This is a genomic window from Gluconobacter roseus (assembly GCF_046058915.1).
GTDB lineage: Bacteria > Pseudomonadota > Alphaproteobacteria > Acetobacterales > Acetobacteraceae > Gluconobacter > Gluconobacter roseus_A.
On the sequence record NZ_CP175538.1, the window covers coordinates 1,336,390 to 1,358,035 of the forward strand.

General features: G+C 57.7%; 16 protein-coding genes, 1 tRNA gene and 3 pseudogenes. 6 read left to right on the forward strand and 14 right to left on the reverse strand.

All coding sequences use genetic code 11. From position 1 onward, the window contains the following. From ACJ2A4_RS06180 to ACJ2A4_RS06190, 3 genes are read right to left on the reverse strand one after another with little or no spacing between them, the layout of a single operon-like run. On the reverse strand, positions 1-432 hold the full coding sequence (locus ACJ2A4_RS06180) for a flagellar protein FlgN (RefSeq protein WP_408874042.1): 432 nt from the start codon (positions 430-432) through the stop codon (positions 1-3). Further along, the gene (locus ACJ2A4_RS06185; protein ID WP_408874043.1) at positions 429-731 is read right to left on the reverse strand and encodes a rod-binding protein; all 303 of its coding nucleotides are present in this window, start codon (positions 729-731) and stop codon (positions 429-431) included. The genes ACJ2A4_RS06180 and ACJ2A4_RS06185 overlap by 4 nt, the downstream gene beginning before the upstream one ends. After that, positions 731-1,873: a flagellar basal body P-ring protein FlgI gene (locus ACJ2A4_RS06190; RefSeq protein WP_408874044.1), complete on the reverse strand. Its 1,143-nt coding sequence runs from the start codon at positions 1,871-1,873 to the stop codon at positions 731-733. The genes ACJ2A4_RS06185 and ACJ2A4_RS06190 overlap by 1 nt, the downstream gene beginning before the upstream one ends. 235 nt (positions 1,874-2,108) lie before the next feature. Here ACJ2A4_RS06190 and dksA point away from each other — a divergent pair, with 235 nt between their 5' ends. Together dksA and ACJ2A4_RS06200 are read left to right on the forward strand one after the other, a co-directional pair. Beyond that, positions 2,109-2,522: an RNA polymerase-binding protein DksA gene (gene dksA, locus ACJ2A4_RS06195; protein ID WP_141350758.1), complete on the forward strand. Its 414-nt coding sequence runs from the start codon at positions 2,109-2,111 to the stop codon at positions 2,520-2,522. Between the two features lie 52 nt (positions 2,523-2,574). Then, positions 2,575-2,649 (forward strand) — tRNA-Thr (locus ACJ2A4_RS06200). Positions 2,650-2,764: 115 nt separating this feature from the next. Here the strand turns inward: ACJ2A4_RS06200 and ACJ2A4_RS06205 are convergent. Next, positions 2,765-3,951 (reverse strand): IS3 family transposase gene (locus ACJ2A4_RS06205; RefSeq protein ID WP_408874045.1). Its coding sequence is split into 2 segments (ribosomal slippage): positions 2,765-3,681 and positions 3,681-3,951, totalling 1,188 coding nucleotides; the frame shifts between segments, so codons are not numbered across the junction. 108 nt (positions 3,952-4,059) lie between these two features. Between ACJ2A4_RS06205 and ACJ2A4_RS06210 the strand changes: the two genes are divergently transcribed. The 3 genes and pseudogenes from ACJ2A4_RS06210 to ACJ2A4_RS06220 form a co-directional block, all read left to right on the forward strand. Then, positions 4,060-4,620, forward strand: coding sequence for a hypothetical protein (locus ACJ2A4_RS06210; RefSeq protein ID WP_408874046.1), 561 nt, complete (start codon positions 4,060-4,062; stop codon positions 4,618-4,620). 778 nt (positions 4,621-5,398) lie between these two features. Next, a protein-coding gene (locus tag ACJ2A4_RS06215) for an IS3 family transposase (RefSeq protein ID WP_215769094.1) occupies positions 5,399-6,549 on the forward strand; the annotation gives its coding sequence in 2 pieces (ribosomal slippage) (positions 5,399-5,657 and positions 5,657-6,549; 1,152 coding nt in all). A gap of 30 nt (positions 6,550-6,579) precedes the next feature. After that, positions 6,580-6,987: pseudogene (locus ACJ2A4_RS06220) on the forward strand (transposase); the annotation flags it as partial. Positions 6,988-7,029: 42 nt separating this feature from the next. On the opposite strand, the gene ACJ2A4_RS06225 reads toward ACJ2A4_RS06220, so the two are convergent. Then, positions 7,030-8,358: a discoidin domain-containing protein gene (locus tag ACJ2A4_RS06225; RefSeq protein ID WP_408874047.1), complete on the reverse strand. Its 1,329-nt coding sequence runs from the start codon at positions 8,356-8,358 to the stop codon at positions 7,030-7,032. A gap of 162 nt (positions 8,359-8,520) precedes the next feature. Here ACJ2A4_RS06225 and ACJ2A4_RS06230 point away from each other — a divergent pair. Next, a pseudogene (locus ACJ2A4_RS06230) lies at positions 8,521-8,946 on the forward strand (transposase); the annotation flags it as partial. Between the two features lie 131 nt (positions 8,947-9,077). Here ACJ2A4_RS06230 and ACJ2A4_RS06235 read toward each other — a convergent pair. From ACJ2A4_RS06235 to tsaE, 9 genes and pseudogenes are all read right to left on the reverse strand, one after another. Then, positions 9,078-10,157 carry an IS5 family transposase gene (locus ACJ2A4_RS06235; protein WP_408874017.1) on the reverse strand — a complete coding sequence of 360 codons (1,080 nt, stop codon included), beginning with the start codon at positions 10,155-10,157 and terminating at the stop codon, positions 9,078-9,080. Positions 10,158-10,382: 225 nt separating this feature from the next. Beyond that, positions 10,383-10,514, reverse strand: a pseudogene (locus tag ACJ2A4_RS06240) (transposase); the annotation flags it as partial. Positions 10,515-10,599: 85 nt separating this feature from the next. Beyond that, a complete protein-coding gene (locus ACJ2A4_RS06245; RefSeq protein WP_408874048.1) occupies positions 10,600-11,862 on the reverse strand; it encodes an IS701 family transposase in 1,263 nt (420 codons plus the stop codon). A gap of 180 nt (positions 11,863-12,042) precedes the next feature. Further along, on the reverse strand, positions 12,043-12,744 hold the full coding sequence (locus ACJ2A4_RS06250; protein WP_408874049.1) for a GcrA family cell cycle regulator: 702 nt from the start codon (positions 12,742-12,744) through the stop codon (positions 12,043-12,045). A gap of 135 nt (positions 12,745-12,879) precedes the next feature. Then, complete coding sequence (rnd, locus tag ACJ2A4_RS06255) at positions 12,880-14,070, reverse strand: ribonuclease D (protein ID WP_408874050.1); 1,191 nt, start codon at positions 14,068-14,070, stop codon at positions 12,880-12,882. Positions 14,071-14,143: 73 nt separating this feature from the next. Continuing rightward, a complete protein-coding gene (trxA, locus tag ACJ2A4_RS06260; protein WP_011252202.1) occupies positions 14,144-14,470 on the reverse strand; it encodes a thioredoxin TrxA in 327 nt (108 codons plus the stop codon). A gap of 84 nt (positions 14,471-14,554) precedes the next feature. Continuing rightward, a complete protein-coding gene (addA, locus tag ACJ2A4_RS06265) occupies positions 14,555-18,130 on the reverse strand; it encodes a double-strand break repair helicase AddA (RefSeq protein WP_408874051.1) in 3,576 nt (1,191 codons plus the stop codon). Further along, on the reverse strand, positions 18,127-21,177 hold the full coding sequence (gene addB / locus ACJ2A4_RS06270; RefSeq protein WP_408874052.1) for a double-strand break repair protein AddB: 3,051 nt from the start codon (positions 21,175-21,177) through the stop codon (positions 18,127-18,129). The genes addA and addB overlap by 4 nt, the downstream gene beginning before the upstream one ends. Further along, positions 21,174-21,623, reverse strand: coding sequence for a tRNA (adenosine(37)-N6)-threonylcarbamoyltransferase complex ATPase subunit type 1 TsaE (gene tsaE / locus ACJ2A4_RS06275; protein ID WP_408874053.1), 450 nt, complete (start codon positions 21,621-21,623; stop codon positions 21,174-21,176). The genes addB and tsaE overlap by 4 nt, the downstream gene beginning before the upstream one ends. Between the last annotated feature and the right edge of the window lie 23 nt (positions 21,624-21,646).

The following is a 21,646-nucleotide window of genomic DNA, read 5'->3' on the forward strand; positions in this document are numbered from 1 at the left end:
TCAGGCCTTGCTGGTGAACAGGGCCTGCCGATCCGTAACAGGCGCATAACTGCCCTGATTGCCATAGTTCTGCGGCAGAGCAGTCGCCGGTGTTGAGGTCAGCAGTTCAATCACGCGCTTCTGGGCCGTAATGGCCCTCTGGAGAAGTTCGCCATTGCGATTGCCCAGTTCTGTCATCTGCTCCAGCAGATTACGATAAGGAAAAGCCGGAGAATCTTCCCCGGCAGCATTCTCATCATCCGGGCAGCACGGGCAGAGTTCTTCCCTGCGATCATTGGCAGCCGCAACTTCATGCTCAAGTGTTCTGGCCGCGTCCTGCTTGTCACCCAGAAGCGCCAGCGCATCAGGAATCCGTGCCTCTTCCAGAGCCGAATTTTCCGCCTCAAGGATGGCGATCAGTCGCTGCATCGCGGGAATAATGGACGCGCTCATTTCTGCTCCTGCATAGCCAGCATCTGACGGTCAATCGCATCCGTCAGGCCTATTCCGCCATTATTTTCCATCTGCTTGGCGATCTGTTCCACGAGCATGGGCCGGAACTGCTTTTCGCCTGCACCACCGCTGAACATGCTGTCGCTGTTATCCTCGGTGGCGAACATGGGCTGAAGCATCTGGTTAATGGCCATCGATTCGAAGCTCTGAGCCGACTTCAGCGTTTTGGCAGGATCTGCCTTCTGCCCATGCAACGGCAATCCCTGCGATGCCGCGGCGGTCGTCGAGGATATTGTCATCAACGCATCTCCAGTTCTGCCTGCAGGGCGCCATCAGCCTTGATGGCCTGCAGAATGCTGATCATGTCCCGTGGCCCCACTCCCAGGGCGTTCAGGCCTGAAACAAGCTCCCTGAGCGTTGTTCCGCCGGGTACCACAGCTAAGTGGTGGGTCTTGCCTGTATCAACCTTGACGTTCGTCCGTGGCACCACAGCGGTCTGGCCGCCGGAAAACGGACCAGGCTGGGAGACTTCGGGCGTTTCCGTCACCTGAACCGTCAGGTTACCCTGCGCCACGGCGACCGTACTGATCCGGACATCTGCCCCCATGATGATCGTGCCACTGGCTTCATCCACCACCACTTTAGCAGGGTTATCGGGCGTCACGAGAAGGTCGCCAATTCTGGAGAGTGTGGAAACAGGATCATGATTGCTCAGATCCAGCAGGACCGTGCGTGGATCCTGAACAATGGCAATCGGTCCGAAAGTCCGGTTGATAATGGCTGCAATGCGACTCGCGGTCGTAAAGTCCGGATTTCTCAGGCTCAGATGCAGATTGGCACGATGGCTGAGATCGAACGGCACTTCGCGCTCAACAATTCCGCCATTAGCAATATGACCGCTGGTCGGGACGTTTCGGGTAATGGACGCTGCTGCTCCACGCGCAGAAAACGCGTTCGTAGCCAGAGACCCCTGTGCAACGGCATAGACCTCACCATCAGCCGCCATCAGCGGTGTGACCAGAAGAGTGCCTCCCGTCAGGGAGGAAGCATCGCCCGCTGCTGAAACCGTAACATCGATACGGTTGCCACCATGGGCGAAGGCCGGAAGATCGGCCGTCACCATAACGGCGGCGACATCATGCGTCTGAAGCTGGGTTTCCTGATCGCGAATGTTCACGCCCAGCCGGTTCAACATGGAAATCAGCGTTTCACGGGTGAAAATCGTATTGGTCAACCGGTCTCCGGTGCCATTCAGACCGACCACCAGACCGTATCCGATCAACTGGTTGCTCCGGACGCCTTCCATGTCCGTAATGTCCTTGATGCGAACGCTGGCAGCCAGGGTAAAGCCTGGCAGAAGCAGCAGTCCGACACAGGCAAGCGCCGTTACACGCCGCAGCAGGGTCTGGAAGGAAAATGAAGATCGCATGAAAAAGCGCATGGGCGACGAGGGGTATCCTGATGCCTGCAAGACAGGTCTGGGGGGCTCAGGTGTTGAGGATGGGCGTACAGGGTAAAGAAACCCCTAACAGAGACGCAGATTTCCGCGCTTTCCGACAGACACGCAAAGTATGTTCGGGGTTGGCGGATGCGGCTGGGGTGGCTATAAGCCGCGCGTTATCGCCTGCGGCTGTTGGAAGCGGACGTTGGCAGACCAGCCAAGGGATTGGATGCGCATGATTACGCTGCCGCCGGATTATAGGCCCTCCGACAACGAAGAGTTCATGAACCCGCTTCAGGTCGAGTACTTCAGGCAGAAACTTCTGCGCTGGCGTCTTGATCTCCTGAAGGAAGCGGATGGAACCCTTGCGAGTCTCTCGGAAGGTGGAATTCATGAATCCGACATCACCGACCGCGCCAGTGTCGAGACGGATCGTGCTTTCGAGCTTCGGACCCGTGACCGGGCCCGCAAGCTGATCGCCAAGATCAACATGGCGCTCGAACGCATTGACGATGGAAGCTATGGATTCTGCGAAGAAACGGGAGAGCCGATCGGCCTGAAGCGGCTCGAAGCCCGCCCGATCGCGACCCTTTCCATCGACGCGCAGGAACGGCACGAGCGGATGGAAAAGGTCCATCGGGACGATTAAGGCTTGCGCTTGGCGCGCTGACCCGTTACGAAGCGCGCCAAGGCAACGGTATGCTGCTGTAGCTCAGTGGTAGAGCACTCCCTTGGTAAGGGAGAGGTCGACAGTTCAATCCTGTCCAGCAGCACCATTTTTCCTTGTTTTTCAGAGATTTAAAATTTCCATCAGTCTCAGACTTCCCTAGCAGAGGTGGTCCCGTCCGTTCGGACAGTTTTGCGGGCTTGATAAGCTATACCCGGTTGTCGTTATGCCGCCCTTCTGACGGCGTTGCTGTTGGCCATCTGGTCCGGGGTTAACCCCGGACCAGATGGCGTCGGCACGTTATGATACGCCTCATCGGGCGTTCGTCCAGCCAGCGCCGTATGCGGACGCCTTTCGTTATAATGGGCGATCCATCTGCCAAGCCCGGCCCTCAGCTCTGATCCGGTCTCGAACGCGTACAGGTAGACGCATTCGTATTTCAGCGACCGCCACAGGCGCTCGATGAACACGTTGTCCAGCCAGCGACCGCGCCCATCCATGCTGATGCGGATCTGACGCTCTTCCAGTATCCCGCTGAAACGGGGTGTCGTAAATTGCGACCCCTGGTCAGTATTGAAAATGTCCGGGGCGCCATAGCGCATGAGGGCATCCTGTAGCGCCTCGATACAGAACTCCACGTCCATCGTGTTCGACAGACGCCAGGACAGGACCTTGCGCGTGAACCAGTCCATGATCGCCACGAGATAGAGAAATCCCCGTTTCATGGGAATATATGTGATATCGGAACACCAGACCTGGTCAGGCCGATTGATGACCAGATCCCGTAGCAGATATGGATATTTCCGATGCTCCGGATGGGGCACGGTCGTGCGCGGCTTCTGGTAGATCGCCCGCAGGCCCATGATCGCCATGATCCGCCGGACCCGCTTGCGGCCCACTTCATGTCCCTGGCGGCGCAGATGCCATGTCATCTGCCGTGAGCCATAATACGGCGTTTCCAGGAACTGGGCGTCGATCAGCCGCATCAACTCCAGATTGGCTTCGCTCTGTGGCACAGGCCGATAGTAGACGCCCGACCGGTTGAGTTGCAGTAGCGTGCATTGCCGGATTATCGGCAGGCATGCTCTCTTCGGGTCAATCATCTGCCGCCTCTGATCACGCCCAACCGAGCAGAGGCATCCCGCAAAAAATCCCGTTCCACCAGCAACTGGCCGATCTTCGCGTGCAGTTTCTCCACATCAGCAGGGCTGACCGGCGGCTCAGCCACCGTCTTCCCGGAAAAGGTCGCCGCCATCCCCTCGATCGCCTGCCGTTTCCACTGTGCGATCATCGTCTGATGCACTCCATGTTTCGAAGCCAGTTCCGCCAGCGTCAGTTCCCCACGGATCGCCTCCAGCGCAACCCGTGACTTGAACTCTGCCGCATACCTCTTCCGCGTAACCTTGCCCATAAAACCCGTCCTCGTTCAGGCCAGATGATAGCTTATCGTCCTGTCCGAAAAATGGGGACCACCTCTAGCTTAGTGCTAACATAGGGGTCGAAAACAAGGGTTTTACGCATGGATAAGCATAGTTCTAGCGTAGTTTCCGCACCATATAATGTGTTCAAACAGTCTGGCTCTGCTAACTGGTCAGTCCGCTTCTCCATTCCCGGACAGGGACAAATCCAAAAATCTTTAGGAACGAGAGATCGCCATGAAGCTAAAAAGCTTGCACGGCGATTCTATTATGAATCTCTTCTGAAAGCTGAAAGCGGATTGAACGTCTGTGCGAAGCCCAGCTCAAAAATCACCCAAGTTTACATCGCCTATATGGAAGCGCGTGCCGCACAAGGCATGATGCCTAAAAATGTAGCAGCACAAAATACAGCCATTCTCATGAGATATGCGGATGGCTTTTTTGGTGCTCAGAATCCGAACTTCATTTCCACTAAGTCCGTGGATGCCTATCTCTCATGGCGTTCTGATTATTGGATCACAGAACCTGGCAAAGACATTTCGTTCATCACTTACGAACGGAATGGGAAAACCATCACCACACCCATCACAGAAAAGAAGCGTATCTGCCCTATCCCTGCGACGTTGAATTGTGAGAGGGCTGCGTTGAATGGCTCTCTTTAGTTCTGTTTCGATTCGCAGTACATCAAATCCATTCCTGCAATCCGAACTGCTAAGGTCGGTTACACAGCCCGTCCCGGCTTCTCATATGAGGAATGTAAGTCCCTCAAAAATTACGCGTTCGTTCAGACAAACAAGCCAGACATTCATCCGGCGGTAAAATACGACCGTATCCTGTTCTATTGCTACACCCAGATTATCGCTCTGACAGGAATGAGACCCACTGAAATTAAGAACATGAAGTGGGGTGATGTGATTGGCTTGAAGTTCGATGACAAGGGAAAGCCATACGCGGATGACATACACCTGAGAGTTTATGGAAAGGCGAGATCACGCGAACTGATTCCGCATGAGGAAGTCATGTTCGCTCTCATTTGGCTCTATCGCACTTATCAGGAACAAGCTTCCTTCTCACTAGACAAAAAAGCGCCTTTGTTCCTCCATCAAGACAAAACCCCATTTACCTCCTTCACAGGACAGTTCGCACGGACCTAACAGGCATGTGGCCTTGTGAGAGATTATCGTGGTGTTAAGAGAACACCTTACAGTCCTAGGCTCAGGCCTTATTGATTTGATTGTGGTGATCTGATGCAGGCTCTGTGAGGCACCTGTAGCTCTTTTCCCAGAGAGCCACGGCAGAGGCCGCGTTGATGACTGCTGCGTGCTGAGCGGTATCATTTTTGTGAACACGAAGCTGCCTGCCGTTGCCGATCAGAACTGACGTGCCCCCCGGAAATGTAACCATTTAAAAGTAGAGTCCGATCGAGAAGGATACGGACGGATGAAGCGCAGTCGTTTTACGGAAGAGCAGATCATAGGGATCCTGAAGGAACAGGAATCCGGACTGAAGGTCTCTGATCTTTGCCGTAAGCATGGGATCAGTGACGCGACCTTCTACAAATGGAAGACCCGTTATGGTGGCCTTGAGGTATCCGAGGCCAAACGGCTGAAGGCGCTGGAAGATGAAAACAGCCGCCTGAAACGTCTTCTGGCGGATGCCATGCTGGATAATGCGGCGCTGAAGGAGATCGTTGGAAAAAAGTGGTAACGCCTGTCGCGAAACGGCAGGCGGTCCGACACATTCAGGAAGCTCTGGCCCTGAGTGAACGCCGAGCCTGTGCGCTTGTTGGTGTTGCCAGGCGTGTCGCGCGGTATGTTTCTACCGGAGCGGACGATGCTGCCCTGCGCCAGCGCCTACGGGAACTGGCGGACCAACGACGCCGCTTTGGCTATCGCCGCCTGGGTTATCTTCTGGCGCGGGAAGGATTCAGCCCCAATCACAAGAAGCTGTTCCGCCTTTATCAGGAGGAAGGGCTGAAAGTCCGCCATCGGGGTGGCCGCAAGAGGGCACTGGGGACGCGTTCTCCCATGACCATCCCTCAGGAACCCGGGCAGCGCTGGAGCCTGGATTTTGTCTCGGATGCCCTGACTTGTGGCCGCCGGTTCCGCATTCTGGCTGTTATCGACGATTTCAGTCGCAAGAACCTGGCATTGGTTGCCGACACGTCATTGTCAGGTGGACGTGTGGCGCGGGAACTGACGGCCCTGGTGGAACGATATGGCAAACCCCTCATGATTGTCAGCGACAACGGTACGGAGTTCACATCCCATGCCATCCTGAAATGGGCCGATGAGATGAAGGTTGAATGGCACTATATCGCCCCCGGGAAACCGCAACAGAACGGCTTTGTCGAAAGTTTCAACGGCCGGTTGAGGGATGAATGCCTCAACGAGACGCTGTTCACGTCTCTCAGCCATGCCCGACAGGTTCTGGCTGACTGGCGGGAAGACTACAATACGGTGCGCCCCCATTCCCAGCTGGGTGGCAGGACACCGGATCAGGTCGCCAGACAAGTGTTTCGGGGGCATGCCCCCGAGACACTTGTCATCCCATCAACCCAAAGCCATAAAAAACGGGAACTCTCCTTTTGAGTGGATACAAAAAAGGGGGCACGTCAGAACGGACGAACGTTGAGCGTCTTTATGACAGCGGGACCGATCAGTGATGATACCGGTGCCACTGCCCTGCTGGAACAGTCTTCCTGCAGCACAATGGATGCTGAAAGACCGGGGTTATGGCGCTGACTGGTTCAGGGACGCCCTGGAGGAAAAAGGAATCAGACCCAGCATTCCCGGACGGAAATCCTGCGCAGAACCGGTCAGCTATGACAGGCGGGAATATAAACGCCGCAAGCGCATCGAGATTATGTTCGGAAGGCTCAGGGACTGGCGGCGGGTCGCCACAAACTAGACAGAGGCCCGACCATCTTCGTCTCAGCCATCTGTCTCGCTGCACCCGTCATGGTCCGATTATGTGTCCTAAGCAAAAATATTCGATTATTATCTTTCAAAATTTTTATAATAGAATAGTTCTATAATAAATTATTTTTTTTAAATTCCTCTTGATTTATATTATTGGTAAATTTCTATTTTTCTAAAATGCAAGAAATTTTCCCCATTTACTTCTATTTTTATAAATCTTGCATCCATCTCAGCATTAATTAAATTTATAGAAAACTGATTATTATCATCCCATTTTATATCATTGAAAGAAATTTTATTCCGCCAATTATCTCCAAAATTTGAGAAATAAATAGATATATTTCTTGTTCTTTCTGAAGCAGAATCATTTCTATTATATATCTTAATCTTTTTTATTTCTTTTATAGATCCAAGATCTATTGCCCACCAAGGATTTGTTTCAAAGGAAGTATGATTACCATAAAATTCTTCCTCTACCGCTCCCACCAAAAGTCCAGCATCTTCTTCTAACGAAGCCCCTTTAGACCATTCTGATATAGAGCTCTGCGTACACTTTTTACCTCGAGAAATAATAATATCTTTATTTCCCACAGTGAGATTAAAAGCGTTATTTGTTTTTTCTCTCCAGAAATCTCGTAGAGACGTATCTTTTACATTCGATAATTCAATTATCTCTCTATACCCGCCATTATCAAAAATATCTTTCCAAACCTTTTGCCCAGAAAAAGTCTTACCTACACTTCGTTGCGATCTACGAATAAAGTCCTCGGTTGATTTCATAAAATAATGGTTCAATACGGCAACTTCTCGAATAGCATCAGCTTTATCTGATAAATATTTATCGTGAATTTCAAGAGGATTATCAATAAGATAATTCATACTCTCTCCCAAAACGTTAACACAATTGAAATTAATAAGGTATTTACTTATCCCGTGATGAATAGAATCTCTAGGGTTCGTCTCTATCCATTGGTCTGAATATATTTTAGTTTTTGATATTATTTTAGTTAATGGATGAAGTTTTTCTTCTCTATAATAATAATTTAAAATTACACTTCCTTCAGGTCTCTTTTCAAAATAATTTGTTCCGAACATTGACCAATTAAAATAAACAACATCGTTTCCTTCAAATTTTACCATGAAATCTTTTATATTATGAGTATTTTTTAGCAAAAGAAATTCATCTATATCTATAAAAGAAACCCATTCTGTTTGATTTTTAAAATTCTTCAGGAAATCTAATATCATTCCAATTTGATTTCCGACCTCTGCATAATAAACAAATGTCACAAAACTATTTTCTTCCGAAATAAATGGAAGACAATTTGTATACAAATCCCTTGGATCATCATCGTTGCAGTATATATAGATGTGATCAAATCCTATTTCTTTATAGAAAGATATCCATTCTGATATATTATTATATTCCCACCGACAGCATGTCATAATTGAATATTTATATTTATATGTGTCGCTCATTTTTATTTTCCTTGATTGTTATTTTTTACCTCTAAAATATACATTTTTTGTGAATTTTCTAGCGAAAATATGCAGGTTCCAGGTGGAGGGTTCGAAAAACCCTTGGCTCTGAGCTGTTCTGTGTGATTCCATTTCTTCGGCGTTGATTGGGGATGGTGGAAGATGAAGCAGCCTGGTTTCTTTGATGTTGAAGAGCGGCTTGCTCGGCTGAGCGGGCTTGGCGATCAGCTGGAGGCCTTTTCCCGGACTGTGGATTTTGAGGTGTTCCGTCCTGATCTGGAGCTGGCTCTGGCCTATTCAGACGGAAGTAAAGGCGGACGTCCGCCGTTTGATCCGGTGCTGATGTTCAAAATTCTGGTCATCCAGACGTTGAACAATTTGTCTGATGAACGGACAGAGTATCTGATCAACGACCGCCTGTCGTTCATGCGCTTTCTGGGATTGGGGCTGTCGGACCGCGTGCCGGATGCCAAAACGGTCTGGCTGTTTCGTGAGCGTTTGACACAGGCGGGTGCCATTGAAAGGCTGTTTGACCGATTTGACGCGACCCTGCGGAACGCCGGTTATCTCCCGATGTCCGGCCAGATGGAGGGATCGAAGAACCCTTGATTGATACGCTTGGCTGGTGATTTCAGGTTTTTGGCGATTTGATTGACTACTTTTGGGTTCGTTTTCGATCTGCGTTTTGAGCAGATTGAGTGCTGCCCCCCGCTGGATTGCTATGCATTCGCGCTGATCCGCTCCAGGAAGAGGAAGCGGCGCATATTATAGACGATATTGGCCAACCCGATCCTCATGGTGGCCCGCGTTATGCCGACGGTTCGGACGAACAGCCCGGTCTGTGATTTCTGATCAGCAAAGACATGCTCGACACGCGACCGGATAACGGACTTTCCGGCGTTGGATTTCTGGATATGCCTGGGCATAGGCTTGAGATGCGGCTTTTTCCTGTGAACCTTCGAGACAAAGCCCTGCTCCTCCATGAAGTCCTCATTCGCTTTTGAGCGATAGGCCGTGTCAGCCCAGACCGTTGAGGCCGTATTGGTTTTATCCAGCAGCCCCTCTCTCAATCGCGTGCCATCACTGGCGGCGGCATGCGTTGTTTTCCATTTCCGGATGAACCGGTATTTCCGATCGATGGAAACATGCGATTTATAGCCAAAGAACGGGATGGCGAGATCGCTGGAGGGCATGGTTCCATCATCCTGCCGCTTCGCCTTCGTGAACTTCAGTGTCCAGCGCGCATGACGATCCTTGTGCGACAGCTTTGCGGGTTTGTCCTGCCAGTCTTCAGGAATACGTCCTTCCCGAAGATCGGCTTTCTCTGCGTTGGTGTTCCGCTGCTTTGGAGCAGCTACCAGTGTGGCATCCAGGATCTGGCCTGACATCGGTAAATACCCGGCGTTGCGCAGGGTCGCATCAAAGCGGTTGAACAGCCCTTCGATCGCACCCGCCTGGGTCAGACGCTCGCGGAACAGCCAGACCGTTTTGGCATCCGGCACCCGATCCGAAAGTCCCAGACCAAGGAAACGCATAAAGGAGAGGCGATCGTTGATCAGATATTCCGTCCGCTCATCAGACAAATTGTTGAGCGTCTGGATCACCAGAATTTTGAACATCAGCACCGGATCAAATGGCGGTCGTCCGCCTTTGCTTCCGTCAGAATACGCCAGAGCCTTCTCCAGGTCAGGGCGGAAGACTTCAAAATCCACAGTCCGGGAAAATGCTTCGAGCTGATCACCAAGCCCGCTCAAGCGGGCAAGCCGTTCTTCAACATCAAAGAAACCCGGCTGCTTCATCTTTCATCATCCCCAATCAACTAAGGGGAAATGGAATCACAGAGCAGACCTCAATACCAGGGGGTTTTTCGAACCCTCCAGATGAACGGGACAATCAACGAGGCAACCATCAAACGGCTTCCCTAGCGACGAAGATCATGGCCTGGGACGTGTCGAGGCGATACTCGTGATCGGCCACGAACCGCGGTTAGCTGGCCATCCAGCCTAAAGTTCTCTTCTCTTTCAGCGTCGCACCAGTACGCGGAGCCAGCCATAGACCGTGTGCCAGCGCCCAAAATGGATCGGCAGCATGCACAATCCGTAGCCTGAATGGACAAGATAGCGCACTGCGTTGATCACTTCATTGAATTTGACCTTCCCTAGCACTACTTTGGCAGAATTGAGTTAGGGTGTCTGTTGAATATCCATCCGCAATGAGGGCAATGTGTTGGTGGTGAACGAGCTATGCGGTCAAGAATGGCCTGGCGCACTGCTGGCAGACTGGGTTGCGGTGGCGGTCCGGAGGCTCTTTTTTTCGTCCCGCCTGAGCGAGTCTGCGGGACTGCAGGAAGGCGTAGGCCATCATCGACATCAAGGCATGGCGGTGAAGTCCGGTCCAGGATCGTCCCTCGAAGTGATCCAGCCCCAACTCCTCTTTGAGTTGCTGATGGGCCTGTTCGCATATCCAGCGCGCTTTGATCGCGCCAGCCAGAACCTTGATTGGTGTCTCGGTCGGTAAGTTCGAAAGATAGTATTTTCGTTCGCCATTCGAGCGATGCTCCCCCACCAGCCAGGCTTCTTCGCCCGGCATGTGCTGGGCTCCAGCAGAGCCGATCCGCTGGGGTGCACCATCTGCGATGCGTACGCGTATGGCCGCAAAACGAGCCGTCAGGCGTCCCTTCGTTCCCTTACGCCAACTGACCTGCCGCCACTTCGTCCCTTCGAGCATGGTGTGCGCCGCCACGGACGTGACATTAGGGACGTGGCGCACTCGTGGACGGCCGCGACCTGTAACCGGGAAGATCAGTTGAACATCGGCGGGGTAGACCTTTTGGTGTCGGGGAATACCGACAGCCCAGCAAAGACTCCGTGCGGTCAATGCCTGCCGAAACGGAGCTGACAACCCGTAACCCGCATCGGCCAGCACGCAGCCGAAGCGGACACCTGTTGCGATGACGCGATCAATTTCCTCAAGCGCGATTTCAGGCTTCGTGCGGTAGTCCTGTAAGGCATGAGGTACGCCCGCCTTGTCCATGCGCGCGACATCGCTTGTCCAGCTTTCTGGCAGGAACAACCGCAGACTCAGCATCAGGGGAACTTCACCCGAAGCCAGTGTCACAGAGACCATTGTCTGGCAGTTCGCATTCTTGCCTAGTGCGGTTGCGTATTGGGGCGCAACGCCAACAGAGGCTTTGCCCTTCTTCGGCAGGGCAGTGTCATCGATGATCAGCCAGGATCCGTCGCCACCAACCAGGTCATCCGCCTGTTTCCACAAGGTCGCTTCCAGTGGAGCTTTGTCCCAAAGCCCGGCTCCGATGAAATGATGCAGCCGGTCATAGGAGACCGCATCCGAGCGTGCGGCCATGGGTTGGATGCTCTTGCGATCTCCTGGCCCAATCAGACCTACGATATAGGCGGGGCACATTTTACGCCGCGTCTTGTTGCCCAGACCATCCAGATATGGGGCGAGCCATTGCTCAAGATCCGCTTGCCAGTCTTCTTCCAATGCCAGCCTCCGTCAAAGCTGGCTCCCCATGAATCACGCAATCTGCGCCATGGGAATCCTAAAAATCATGCTTCTGCCAAAGTAGTGCTAGTCTCTGTCACATATGGGCTTGGATTCAAGAATATGGAAAAGGCCGCTTCTTTTTTTGAGAGAGCGGCCTTTTCTGGTCTTCATATTGTATCAGTCGCGACGGTCGCGGATTTTTACATACGCAATAGCCGCATGCTCGGCGCAGTAAGGCTTTCCAGGAAGCGGTGTGGCGCCGCAGAAGTGGAAGCCCGGTGTACCAGGATCGCCGATAGGCCAGCAGCAGGACGGGCCACGACGGGTCGGGCGGTCGATACCAGCGGTTGAAAAGCGGGGCGGCATGGCTGGACGCGGCACAGGGGCGACGCGGGGTTCCGGCTTAGGCGTGGCAACACGCTCCCGCCGCGCGGCTACAGTTTCCTTGGGAGCAGCAGGAACAGAACGTGCGGGCGCTACTGGCTGAGGAGCAGCCTTGGTGGCTTCAGGTGCCGCAGGGGATGCTTTACGAATAGGGGTTACAGGCTTTGCTGCCGCTTCTTTTTCCACGGCGTCGGAAGCTACCTTGGAAGCTGCGATAGTATCCTTGCTGTCGGCAAACAGATCGGATGCTACGGCTTCTGTGGCCTTGGCACGGGAAGGACTTTTGCGGCGGGGCGTTGCCTCGGTTGTGGCCGCGTCCCCGTCCTTGGCCTTGCGATTGCGGATGGGAGAAGGACGCGGTGGCAGGCCCAGACGGTGCGCCTTGCCAACGACGGCATTCTTGGTGATGGAGAGCTGGCGGCCGATTTCTGCGGTCGAAAGTCCCTGACTCCACAGATCGCGAAGTCTGGCGATCGTCTCGTCCGTCCACTCCATATGTTCGTTTCCCTGTCCCGCTTCGGTGCCTGGCCCGGCCCGATATGCTGTTGGTTTCCAGTCCCGGCCCACCGGACCCGGAACATCTTTGGGAGGTTTCTTACCAGAAACTCCCCGCCGCGTCGAAGCCGGTTCTTACGAGGCCGGTTCTGCGACGCGCTGAAGCTCTACAAGTCCATTCACGACAGCCAGCGCGATCTCGCCACGGACCAGCGCCTGAGCGTCCAGACCAAACAGTTCGCGCCGCCAGCCCTTCAGGGCACCGACATCGGTTTCTCCAAGCGCAATCCGGTCCAGATCATCCGAAGAGGCGACCAGACGGGGGGCAACCTTGTGCTCTTCACATTTAGCAGCCAGCAGGACCCGCAGAAGCGTCACAAGAGCCGTGGACGGCCGTGGGCGATCGGATTTTGATGGTGCTTTCGGAAGCTCGGACTCCGGGAGTTCCTGAGCACTGCTGATCGCTTCAAGCAGCCCCTTGCCCATCTTTCCCTCGGCGAAACCGCGCGTTACGCCGCGGATACGGGAGAGGGCCTCAACTGTATCGGGATGAACAGCTGCGATTTCGAGCAGGCTTTCGTCACGGATGACGCGCTGGCGGGGAATATCGGCGTTCTGGGCTTCCTGCTCGCGCCAGGCCGTGACTTCACGCAGGATACCAAGCATCCGGCGGTTGCTGGTGCGGGCCTTGAGCTTTTCCCACAAACGGCGGGGATCGGGGCGAAACGTCTTTTCTTCCGTCAGGACAGCCTGTTCGGCATCGGCCCAGTGCAGACGTCCCTGATCGGCAAGCTGTTTGCGCAGGGCATCATAGACCGTACGCAAATGCGTGACGTCAGCCGCGGCATAGGCAATCTGCGCCTTGCTGAGCGGACGGGCTGACCAGTCACTAAAACGGTGCGCCTTGTCGATGCTGCGACCGGTAATCGCGCCGACCAGACTGTCATAACCGACCTGATCGCCGAAGCCGGCCACCATGGCGGCGACCTGCGTATCGAAGACCGAAACCGGGAGGCGATCGAAAATATGGAGAAAAATTTCAAGATCCTGCCGGGCGGCATGGAAGACCTTGGTGCAGTCCGGCTTGGCCAGAAGGCCGCCGAGAGGTGCAAGATCGATACCGGGCGCCAACGTGTCGATCAGGACGACGTCTTCAGTTCCGGCAAGCTGGACGAGGCAGAGCTCGGGCCAGTAGGTCCGTTCCCGGACGAATTCCGTGTCGATGGTCACGAAAGGCTCGTTCTGCAGTTTTTCGCAGATACGGGCCACCTCCTCACTGGAGGTCAGGAGAACGGGGGTCGGGAAGGTCGGAGCTTTCGAGCGCATGACACGATCCTACACAAAGCGCAGGATCGTGACCACGCCCCCCGATCGTCCTTCCCTCACCCTTTCAGGTCGATCAGAGAGACTGGTCGATCCAAGCCTTGAGCTGGCTCTTCGGCAGCGCACCCATCTGCTGGGCGACCGGCTTGCCGTCCTTGAAGACGATCAGCGTCGGGATGCTGCGGACACCATACTTGGTCGGTGCTTCGGGATTGGAGTCGATGTTGACCTTGGCGACCTTCAGACGGCCCTGATACTCGGCGCCGATTTCCTCAAGTGCCGGAGCGATCATCTTGCACGGGCCGCACCATTCCGCCCAGAAATCGACCAGAACCGGACCTTCGGACTTCAGGACGTCGGCTTCGAAGCTGCTGTCGCTGACGGCGACGGTGTTTGCGCTCATGAGGGTATTCCTTGTGGCGAATGATGTTTCTGAGAACGGATATCGGCTGCCCTGCCCCTCACTGCAAGGGGCTTTTGATCTGCATCAAGCTCCGGGACGGACCTGATCCAGCAGCGGGGACGGAAGTGTGACAACGGCGGGTCCTTCCGTCCAGACCAGAGAACAGTGAATGTCGTAGCCGGGATGAAGTTGCGCCAGCACGGCGCGATAGGCCGCCATCTGCCGCAGATAGGCGACGGGCGTGCGCTCGGCCCGCAGAGGGGGATTGCGATTCGTCTTGTAGTCGCAGACCCAGATCTGCCCGTCCCCAATCCGCAGACGGTCCACCTGCCCGAGCACCACGCGACCCGCGCTGACACCGGAAATCGGCTGCTCCGCGCGGCTTCCGGGCGCAAACAGCGGCGCAAGGTCGGGATGGGACAGAACGCCCAGAACCTGTTCGGCCAGACGCTCGATTTCCGGTTCCGTCAGGCCGAGAGCCCGGCGGGACAGCCAGCGCAGAGCCACAGCTTCGCGCTCGGCGGCCGGAGTTTCGGGCAGAAGCTGGAGCAGACGGTGGATCATCGTGCCGCGTCGCATGGCCTGTTCACGCACCGGAGTCGGGCGACCGGCCAGAAGCTCCAGCGGCGAGCGTGCGGCTGGAAGTTCGCCGAACTCTGCCCCATCCGGACGGCTGGGTGCGAGCGGACGCGTCATGGCATCTTCATGCGGCGTGATGACGGGCTTCCAGTCTGGCGCACGCCCCATCCAGTCCGGCAACGTTGCACAGGGCGGTTCGGCCGATCCGGGCTGGAAAGCAACGGGGGCAAGTGTGCGCGCTTCTTCCAGCACGAGCCGCTCGCCTTCCCAGCCCAGATCCATCGGTTCAGACCGTGCATTGGCCAGTTGCCGGAACCCGGCCTTACACTGCCGATACCAGCTTGTATCCGCAGGCTCGCGTTTGGCCCCAGCCCCACAGATCACCAGCCAGTCACTCGCGCGGGTCAGGGCGACGTAAAGCAGGCGGTTGCTCTCGGCGCGGGCTTTTTCGGCGTCCCGTTCGGACAGGGCCGTCGTGACCTCCGTCCCCATGTCCTTTTTCGGCACCCAGAGCGGAAGTTCGAGCGCGCCCGCCTCTTCCCACAGGAAATCGCTGCCCGGCGGCGGCTTGGAGGTTGTGTCCGGCATGACGACCAGACGTGCTTGAAGCCCCTTGGAGCCGTGCACGGTCATGACGCGGACGGCACCGAGCTCGCTTTCAGCTTCGCGTTTGCTGGTGATTTCGCTGGCTTCGAGCCAGTGCAGGAAGCCCTGAAGCGACGGCGGATGCAGCCCTTCATAGCGTAGCGCCGCCGTCAGCAGTTCGTCCACCGGTTCAGCCGCTTCCGGCCCCAGGCGACGCAGCAGGCGTGTTCGGCCGCCATGCTGGCCCAGCGTTTCGGCGAGCAAGCGGTACGGAGACGCATAATCGACGCGCGCATAGAGCGTGGACAGCATCTCCCAGGCGGCCCGCCAGTCCTCGCGCTCCCGGTGCCGTTCGCGCAGAACGGTCCAGAGCGGCTGGCCTTTGGGGCCGAGGGCATGGGCCGTGCCATTGCGGGTTGCGAGCGCCATCAGCGAGTTGTCCGTCAGCCCGCCGAGCGGGGATGTCAGGACGGAAGCCAGTGTCAGATCATCCTGCGGCAGGAGCAGGGCCGCGCAGAGCGTCATGAGATCGCGGACGGCGACCTGCTGCGTCAGCCCGACCCGGACCAGCGTCGCCACCGGGACATTGCGCGATTTGAGAGCCCGGATCAGCGAGCGCAGGAATGGCGAGCGCCGGGGGACAAGGATCAGCACGTCCCCTGCCGTCAGAGGCGCCTGTCCCGGCTGGGGCGGACGACCGATCTGCTGGTCGATCCATTCGGCAAGCGCTTCGGCAAGGCGCTGCGGGGCACTCCGCTGCCCGGTATTGGTGGAGGGCGCGCGCCAGGGCGTGAGGCCTTCGTCATCATCCTCGCCCTGCACGACGGGGACGAGCGGCCAGAGTTCCACGCGCCCTCCCTGCCCCGGACGGGCCGAGACATGCGGGCGGAGCGTCTTTTCGTCGTCCTGAAGCAGGCCATGCGCCGCGAGAGGCTGGGAAAATACTGCATCCACGAAAGACAGGACGGGCGGGACCGAGCGGAAGGAAACGTTCAGTTCCGGATCGCGCCACAGCAGACCGGCATTGCGCACCCGACTGGCAAATTCATGACGCCAGCGGTGAAACTCTTCCGGCTGGGCGCCCTGGAAGCCGTAGATCGACTGCTTGTAATCCCCGACCGCGAAGATCGTGCGTGGACGCGGCCCCATGTCCCACGCGCCCTCACCTGCGAAGAACTCGGATGTAAGCGCGCCGGCGATTTCCCATTGCAGGCCGGAATTGTCCTGCACTTCATCCAGCAGCAGATGGTCGATACCGCCATCGAGCTTGTAGAGCACCCAGGCCGCACCCGGATCGCGCAGAAGATTGCGGGTTTCCTGAATAAGGTCGTTGTAATCGACCAGCCCGCGAGCCGATTTGCCATCCTGAAACGCCGTCAGCATCGGCGCAGCCAGACCCAGCAGGGCGCGGTTCAGCAGAACAAGGCGTGCGCTCTTAAGGCTGGCCTGAAGATCGAGAAGACGCTGCGCTTCTTCTTCCAACAGCGGCGCAATCCATGGAACGGCCGCCTGCGCTGCCTTGCCGACGATGCCGTTCACTTTGCGCGGACCACCATCCTTCGTCAGCAGACATTTCGCCCATACTGTCGGCACACGCTGGGCTGGTTCCGTCCCGAGCCAGCCCAGCATCTGATCGGCGAAGACACGACCGGACGTCGTCACGCTTCCAAGCGCATCGCGCAGCCCGGCCCGAAGATCCTCCTCTTTCGGCGGAAGACAGGCGAGGGCTTCAAGATCTTCAAGGCTCTGCTGCCCGGCTTTCAGGGCCTTGCGATAGGCACTGACCACGCTATCCGGCAAAGTGGCCCAGCGCTCCAGTAATGGCCGGGCGCGGCTCTCCTCCATGTTCAGCGTACGGATGCGCTGGAAGAAGCGGTCCAGACCCACCGTTCCGGCCACATCGGCCGCAAGCTCCGGCGAACGGGCCAGCCCGTCTTCCATCGCCTCACGCAGGGCCAGTGTGGTGTCGGTGTCTTCCATCAGCGTAAAATGCGGATCAACCGAGGCTTCCAGCGGGAAACGCCGCAGCAGGGACTGGCAGAAGGCGTGGATTGTCTCGATCCGCAGGCCGCCCGGAAGATCCAATACGCACAGGAACAGGGCGCGGGCACGGCGGCGGGTTTCGTCCGTGTTGGGAACGTCGAGGCTTTCGAGCTCCGCACCCAGTTTCGCGTCCGGCAGAGAGACCCAGCTTCCCAGCTTCTGCTGAAGGCGGTTGGCCATCTCGGCGGCGGCGGCCTTGGTGTAGGTCAGACACAGGATGCGCGAGGGATGTGCGCCATCGGCCAGAATGGTGTCGCCGTCATCGGTCTGTACATAGAGCGGCAGCATGAGACGCAGCAGGCGGTCGATCAGCAGCTTGGTCTTGCCCGAACCCGCCGAGGCCGAGACGAACACCGAAGCGCGCGGATCAGAGGCCTGACGCTGCGTGCGGTCGGCGGCGGCAATGACTTCGTCACGGGTTACAGGGCGCGTCACAGGCGGCATGTCGTTCATTCGCCCTCTCCTTCCGCATAGGCCGCGCGCCATTCATCCACGCGGGCCAGCTGCGCGTAATCGGTGTAGCGTGGGACGTGCCCGGCCCAGGGCTGGGAGCGGTAGGGCTGATCGGGATTGTCGTATTCGTCCACGAGGGTCCGGAGTTTTTCCATGGCCTCACCAATCAGGGTCGGCGCGTCCGTGCCGGAGCGTGAGCCCGGCACTTCGCTTTCCTTGCCCGGATCGTCCCCACCGGTCAGATGCCAGTAGAGCAGCTTCTTCGTCTCAACAGCCGGAACGTCCTTGAACGCCCCTTTCGCCAGCAGCGCGCCTTCAAGCACGAGCTGAACGGACCAGCCTTCCGCAACATTCTTCCCGCTGGGCGGCTGCCCGGTTTTGTAATCAAAGACGGTTGCCAGACCATCCGCACCGATATCAATCCGGTCCGCACGGCCGCGCAGTTCGAACGGCGCGAAAGCCGCCTGAAGACGGAAAGACGCCGTGACTTCGACGAACCGCCCCTGCGCCGGGCCACTTTCTTCCATATCCAGACGGTAGGCCGCTTCCTTTTCCGCCACCCAGTCCGCAATCCGGGCCAAACGCGGCCCCCACCAGTTCACAAGGGCCGGGCGCATATTGGCCCTGGCCAGTTCCTCGGCAAAAACGCGACGCAGGATGGCGCTCGCATTGGCAGGCCAGCGCTCGGGGAAGTCGCTCAGGACACGTTCCATCGCATCATGCACGACCATGCCGAAATCGGCATGTTCCGCGCCTTCCTCCAGTGGCTTGAGCGCCCGGAGCTTCAGGACATGCTTGGCATAGATCGCATACGGATCGTGCATCCAGGTTTCGATTTCGGTGATGCTGAGACCGCGCGGACGCAGGGCAACGGGCGGGCATGGCTCAGGCGGCGCGACGGCTTCGGCGCCTGCGAGTGGCTGATCCAGACAGCGCTGCCAGTCCAGCGCGGGATGCACCGGCAGGCTCTGGGAGCGGCCGCCAAGAAACGCATCCATCCGGACCATCCACCGCGCCGGAACGCCGGGCGCACCCTCACGCCGGGCCGAGCTGGCGAACACGGCTTCCTTTGACGCCAGAATGGTCGAGACGAAATCATGCGCGCTCACACCCGTCTGCCGCTCCGGAGAGGGCAGCCCGACCCGCACGCGCATCGGGCGGCTCAGCCAGGGGCCCGGATCGGTCGCGGGCGGCCAGACGCCTTCGTTCAGTCCACCCAGCACCACGACATCAAACGCCAGAAGCCGCGCTTCCAGCACACCGAGGATCGAGACGCGCGGATGCGCCAGTTCCACGCCCCCACGATGCGCGCGCAGACCAGTGAGCATCTGTCCCGCCATGGAGGTATTGAGGAACGAATCCAGATGCGTCAGCCGCTGCGGCGGAAGGATGCCGGTATTGACGATCAGCGCCGCCAGATGCCGTGACAGGGCCTCGCCGTCCTCGCCAAGCCATAGCCGCGCACCTGGATGGCGCGGTTCATCTTCCGGTGCGTCCAGCTCTTCAGCCGTGGCCGCCAGAGCTTCCGCCGTGTGGATCAGGCGTTCGAGCAGTTCCGGCAGGGGAATGGCGCCTTCGATGGACAGGAGCGGATCAAAGGCTTGCTCGATGCGTGCGATGAAAGCGGCGGGGCCTTCCGGCTCATCCGGGGCGTCGGCACTGGCGCCGTGATCGGGCGCATGTTTTTTCTGGGTGTATTCGTGCAGCGCGGCTTTCAGGCCCGCGATGCCCGGCGCAGGAGCAGGCCCACGCAGCAGGAGCCGTTCCAGCCGCCGGGCAGAGGCGTGACAGTCGCCCGGCGTACGCCCGAGCGCGGCGAGGGGGTGTTTCAGAACAGACAGAAGCGCCACCGGGGACAAACGCGCTTCGGCGGCAGTCGCGATCAGACGCAGGAAGACAGCGGCCGGAGTCTGGGACAAGGACTCGCCCGCACTGTCATCGGCATGGATGCCAAAACGCAGAAGCTCCGTCCCCACGCGCTGCGCCAGAGCACGGTCCGGCGTGACGAGCGCGCAGGTTTTCCCGGCTTCGGAGACGACATCGCGCAGGATCAGGGCAATGGCTTGTGCTTCCTGCTGCTGGTCCTGCGCGGGCAGAATGGAGAGGCCATCGATATCACGAGGGCGGCTGTCCTGCCCCCAGTGCTCGATCCCGTGTTCCGGCAGGAGAACTTCTCGCAGCATCAGCTCACGTCCGCGATCCCGGCCGCCATCCCAATCCGTAAGTTCTTCGCGCGACAGGCCCAGATCCGTCAGGATTTCCTTCAGACCGGCCTGCGGATGCGACGGCGGCAGATCGGCCCAGATCTCGTCCGCCATGCCCAGGTCCACGCCCGGCAGGATCACGAGCCCGGCAGGAAGCCGCGCCACCACGGCCAGCACATCCGACACCGCCGCCGATCCATCTGCGAAACCCACACCCCAGACGGGCGTCAGCGGCGGCTTTTCCGCCCAGGCGTGCGCCTGTGCTTTCAGCCGCGCGATCTGCCGCGCCACGGGGTTGGAGAGCCCTTCTTCCTCCAGCCATTTCGGCCAGACGGCGGTCACGATTTCCAGAAATTTCAGCGTCTGCTGCCAGTGATCGGAGAAGCGCTCCTCCACCGCATCCGGCAGGCGTTCAGCCAGATCGACGCCGCTACGCTCGGCCTCGTCCATCAGGTCCGCCAGCGCCTTGGCAAGAGGCCAGGCGCGGTCGATCCCCTTGGTGCTGTCTACGCCAACGCTCACGAGCGGCGTCTGAAGAATCAGCATTGAGAGCACGGCCAGACGCCGCTGCGGCTCTACGGCCGGAGGCAGGACAACGTCGATCCCGATGGACGCCAGCGCATCCTCGTCCACGTCATTGATTGCGACGATGCGCGGCAGGAGTGCGGCCTGCGTGTCCAGAACCCGCAGGAACGCTTCCATGAGCGCACGGCCTGCGCGACGGCTGGGGACGAGGATCAGGCCGGGACCATCCGTTCCGGCTGCCGGGTCCTGCTCGAGCCATTCCTGCGCCACACGGTCCAGAAACGGCTCCGTGCCCGCAATGGTGACGACGCCGCTCATGGGTTCAGTCCTGTCAGGCGCTCTTCAGGCCAGCCCGTCAGCTCCACGAGGCGGGAATCCTCGCTGTCACCGGGGACGAATGTAAGATGCAGCGCGCCTTCGGGTAACAGATCCCCGGCCCGTTCCGGCCATTCGACCAGCATGATGCCCTCGCATGCCTCGTCCCAGGCCAGTTCATACAGCGCATCCGGTCCGTCCAGACGCCATAAATCATAGTGATGCACCGCTCCTTTCGGCGTCTCGTACGGCTGGACGAGCGCGAAGCTGGGGCTGGGTACTTCCATCTGCGGATCCTGAGCCAGATAGCGCAGGAACGCCCGGGCGAACGTGCTTTTCCCGGCTCCAAGTCCACCCGAAAGCGCGAGGCAGTCTCCGGGCGCGCAGCGATCGGCGATCAGGGCCGCCAGAGTTTCGGTTGCGAGCTGGTTATCGAGGCGTATCTGCATGAGCCCCAATGTGGCCCGACTGC

Coding starts and splice junctions, on each gene's coding strand:
- ACJ2A4_RS06210 (WP_408874046.1), top strand. CDS start 4,060: ATGGATAAGCATAGTTCTAGCGTAGTTTCCGCACCATATAATGTGTTC.
- trxA (WP_011252202.1), bottom strand. CDS start 14,470: ATGAGCGCAAACACCGTCGCCGTCAGCGACAGCAGCTTCGAAGCCGAC.
- tsaE (WP_408874053.1), bottom strand. CDS start 21,623: ATGCAGATACGCCTCGATAACCAGCTCGCAACCGAAACTCTGGCGGCC.
- ACJ2A4_RS06190 (WP_408874044.1), bottom strand. CDS start 1,873: ATGCGCTTTTTCATGCGATCTTCATTTTCCTTCCAGACCCTGCTGCGG.
- addB (WP_408874052.1), bottom strand. CDS start 21,177: ATGAGCGGCGTCGTCACCATTGCGGGCACGGAGCCGTTTCTGGACCGT.
- ACJ2A4_RS06225 (WP_408874047.1), bottom strand. CDS start 8,358: ATGAGCGACACATATAAATATAAATATTCAATTATGACATGCTGTCGG.
- addA (WP_408874051.1), bottom strand. CDS start 18,130: ATGAACGACATGCCGCCTGTGACGCGCCCTGTAACCCGTGACGAAGTC.
- ACJ2A4_RS06185 (WP_408874043.1), bottom strand. CDS start 731: ATGACAATATCCTCGACGACCGCCGCGGCATCGCAGGGATTGCCGTTG.
- ACJ2A4_RS06235 (WP_408874017.1), bottom strand. CDS start 10,157: ATGAAGCAGCCGGGTTTCTTTGATGTTGAAGAACGGCTTGCCCGCTTG.
- dksA (WP_141350758.1), top strand. CDS start 2,109: ATGATTACGCTGCCGCCGGATTATAGGCCCTCCGACAACGAAGAGTTC.
- ACJ2A4_RS06250 (WP_408874049.1), bottom strand. CDS start 12,744: ATGGAGTGGACGGACGAGACGATCGCCAGACTTCGCGATCTGTGGAGT.
- ACJ2A4_RS06180 (WP_408874042.1), bottom strand. CDS start 432: ATGAGCGCGTCCATTATTCCCGCGATGCAGCGACTGATCGCCATCCTT.
- rnd (WP_408874050.1), bottom strand. CDS start 14,070: ATGCGCTCGAAAGCTCCGACCTTCCCGACCCCCGTTCTCCTGACCTCC.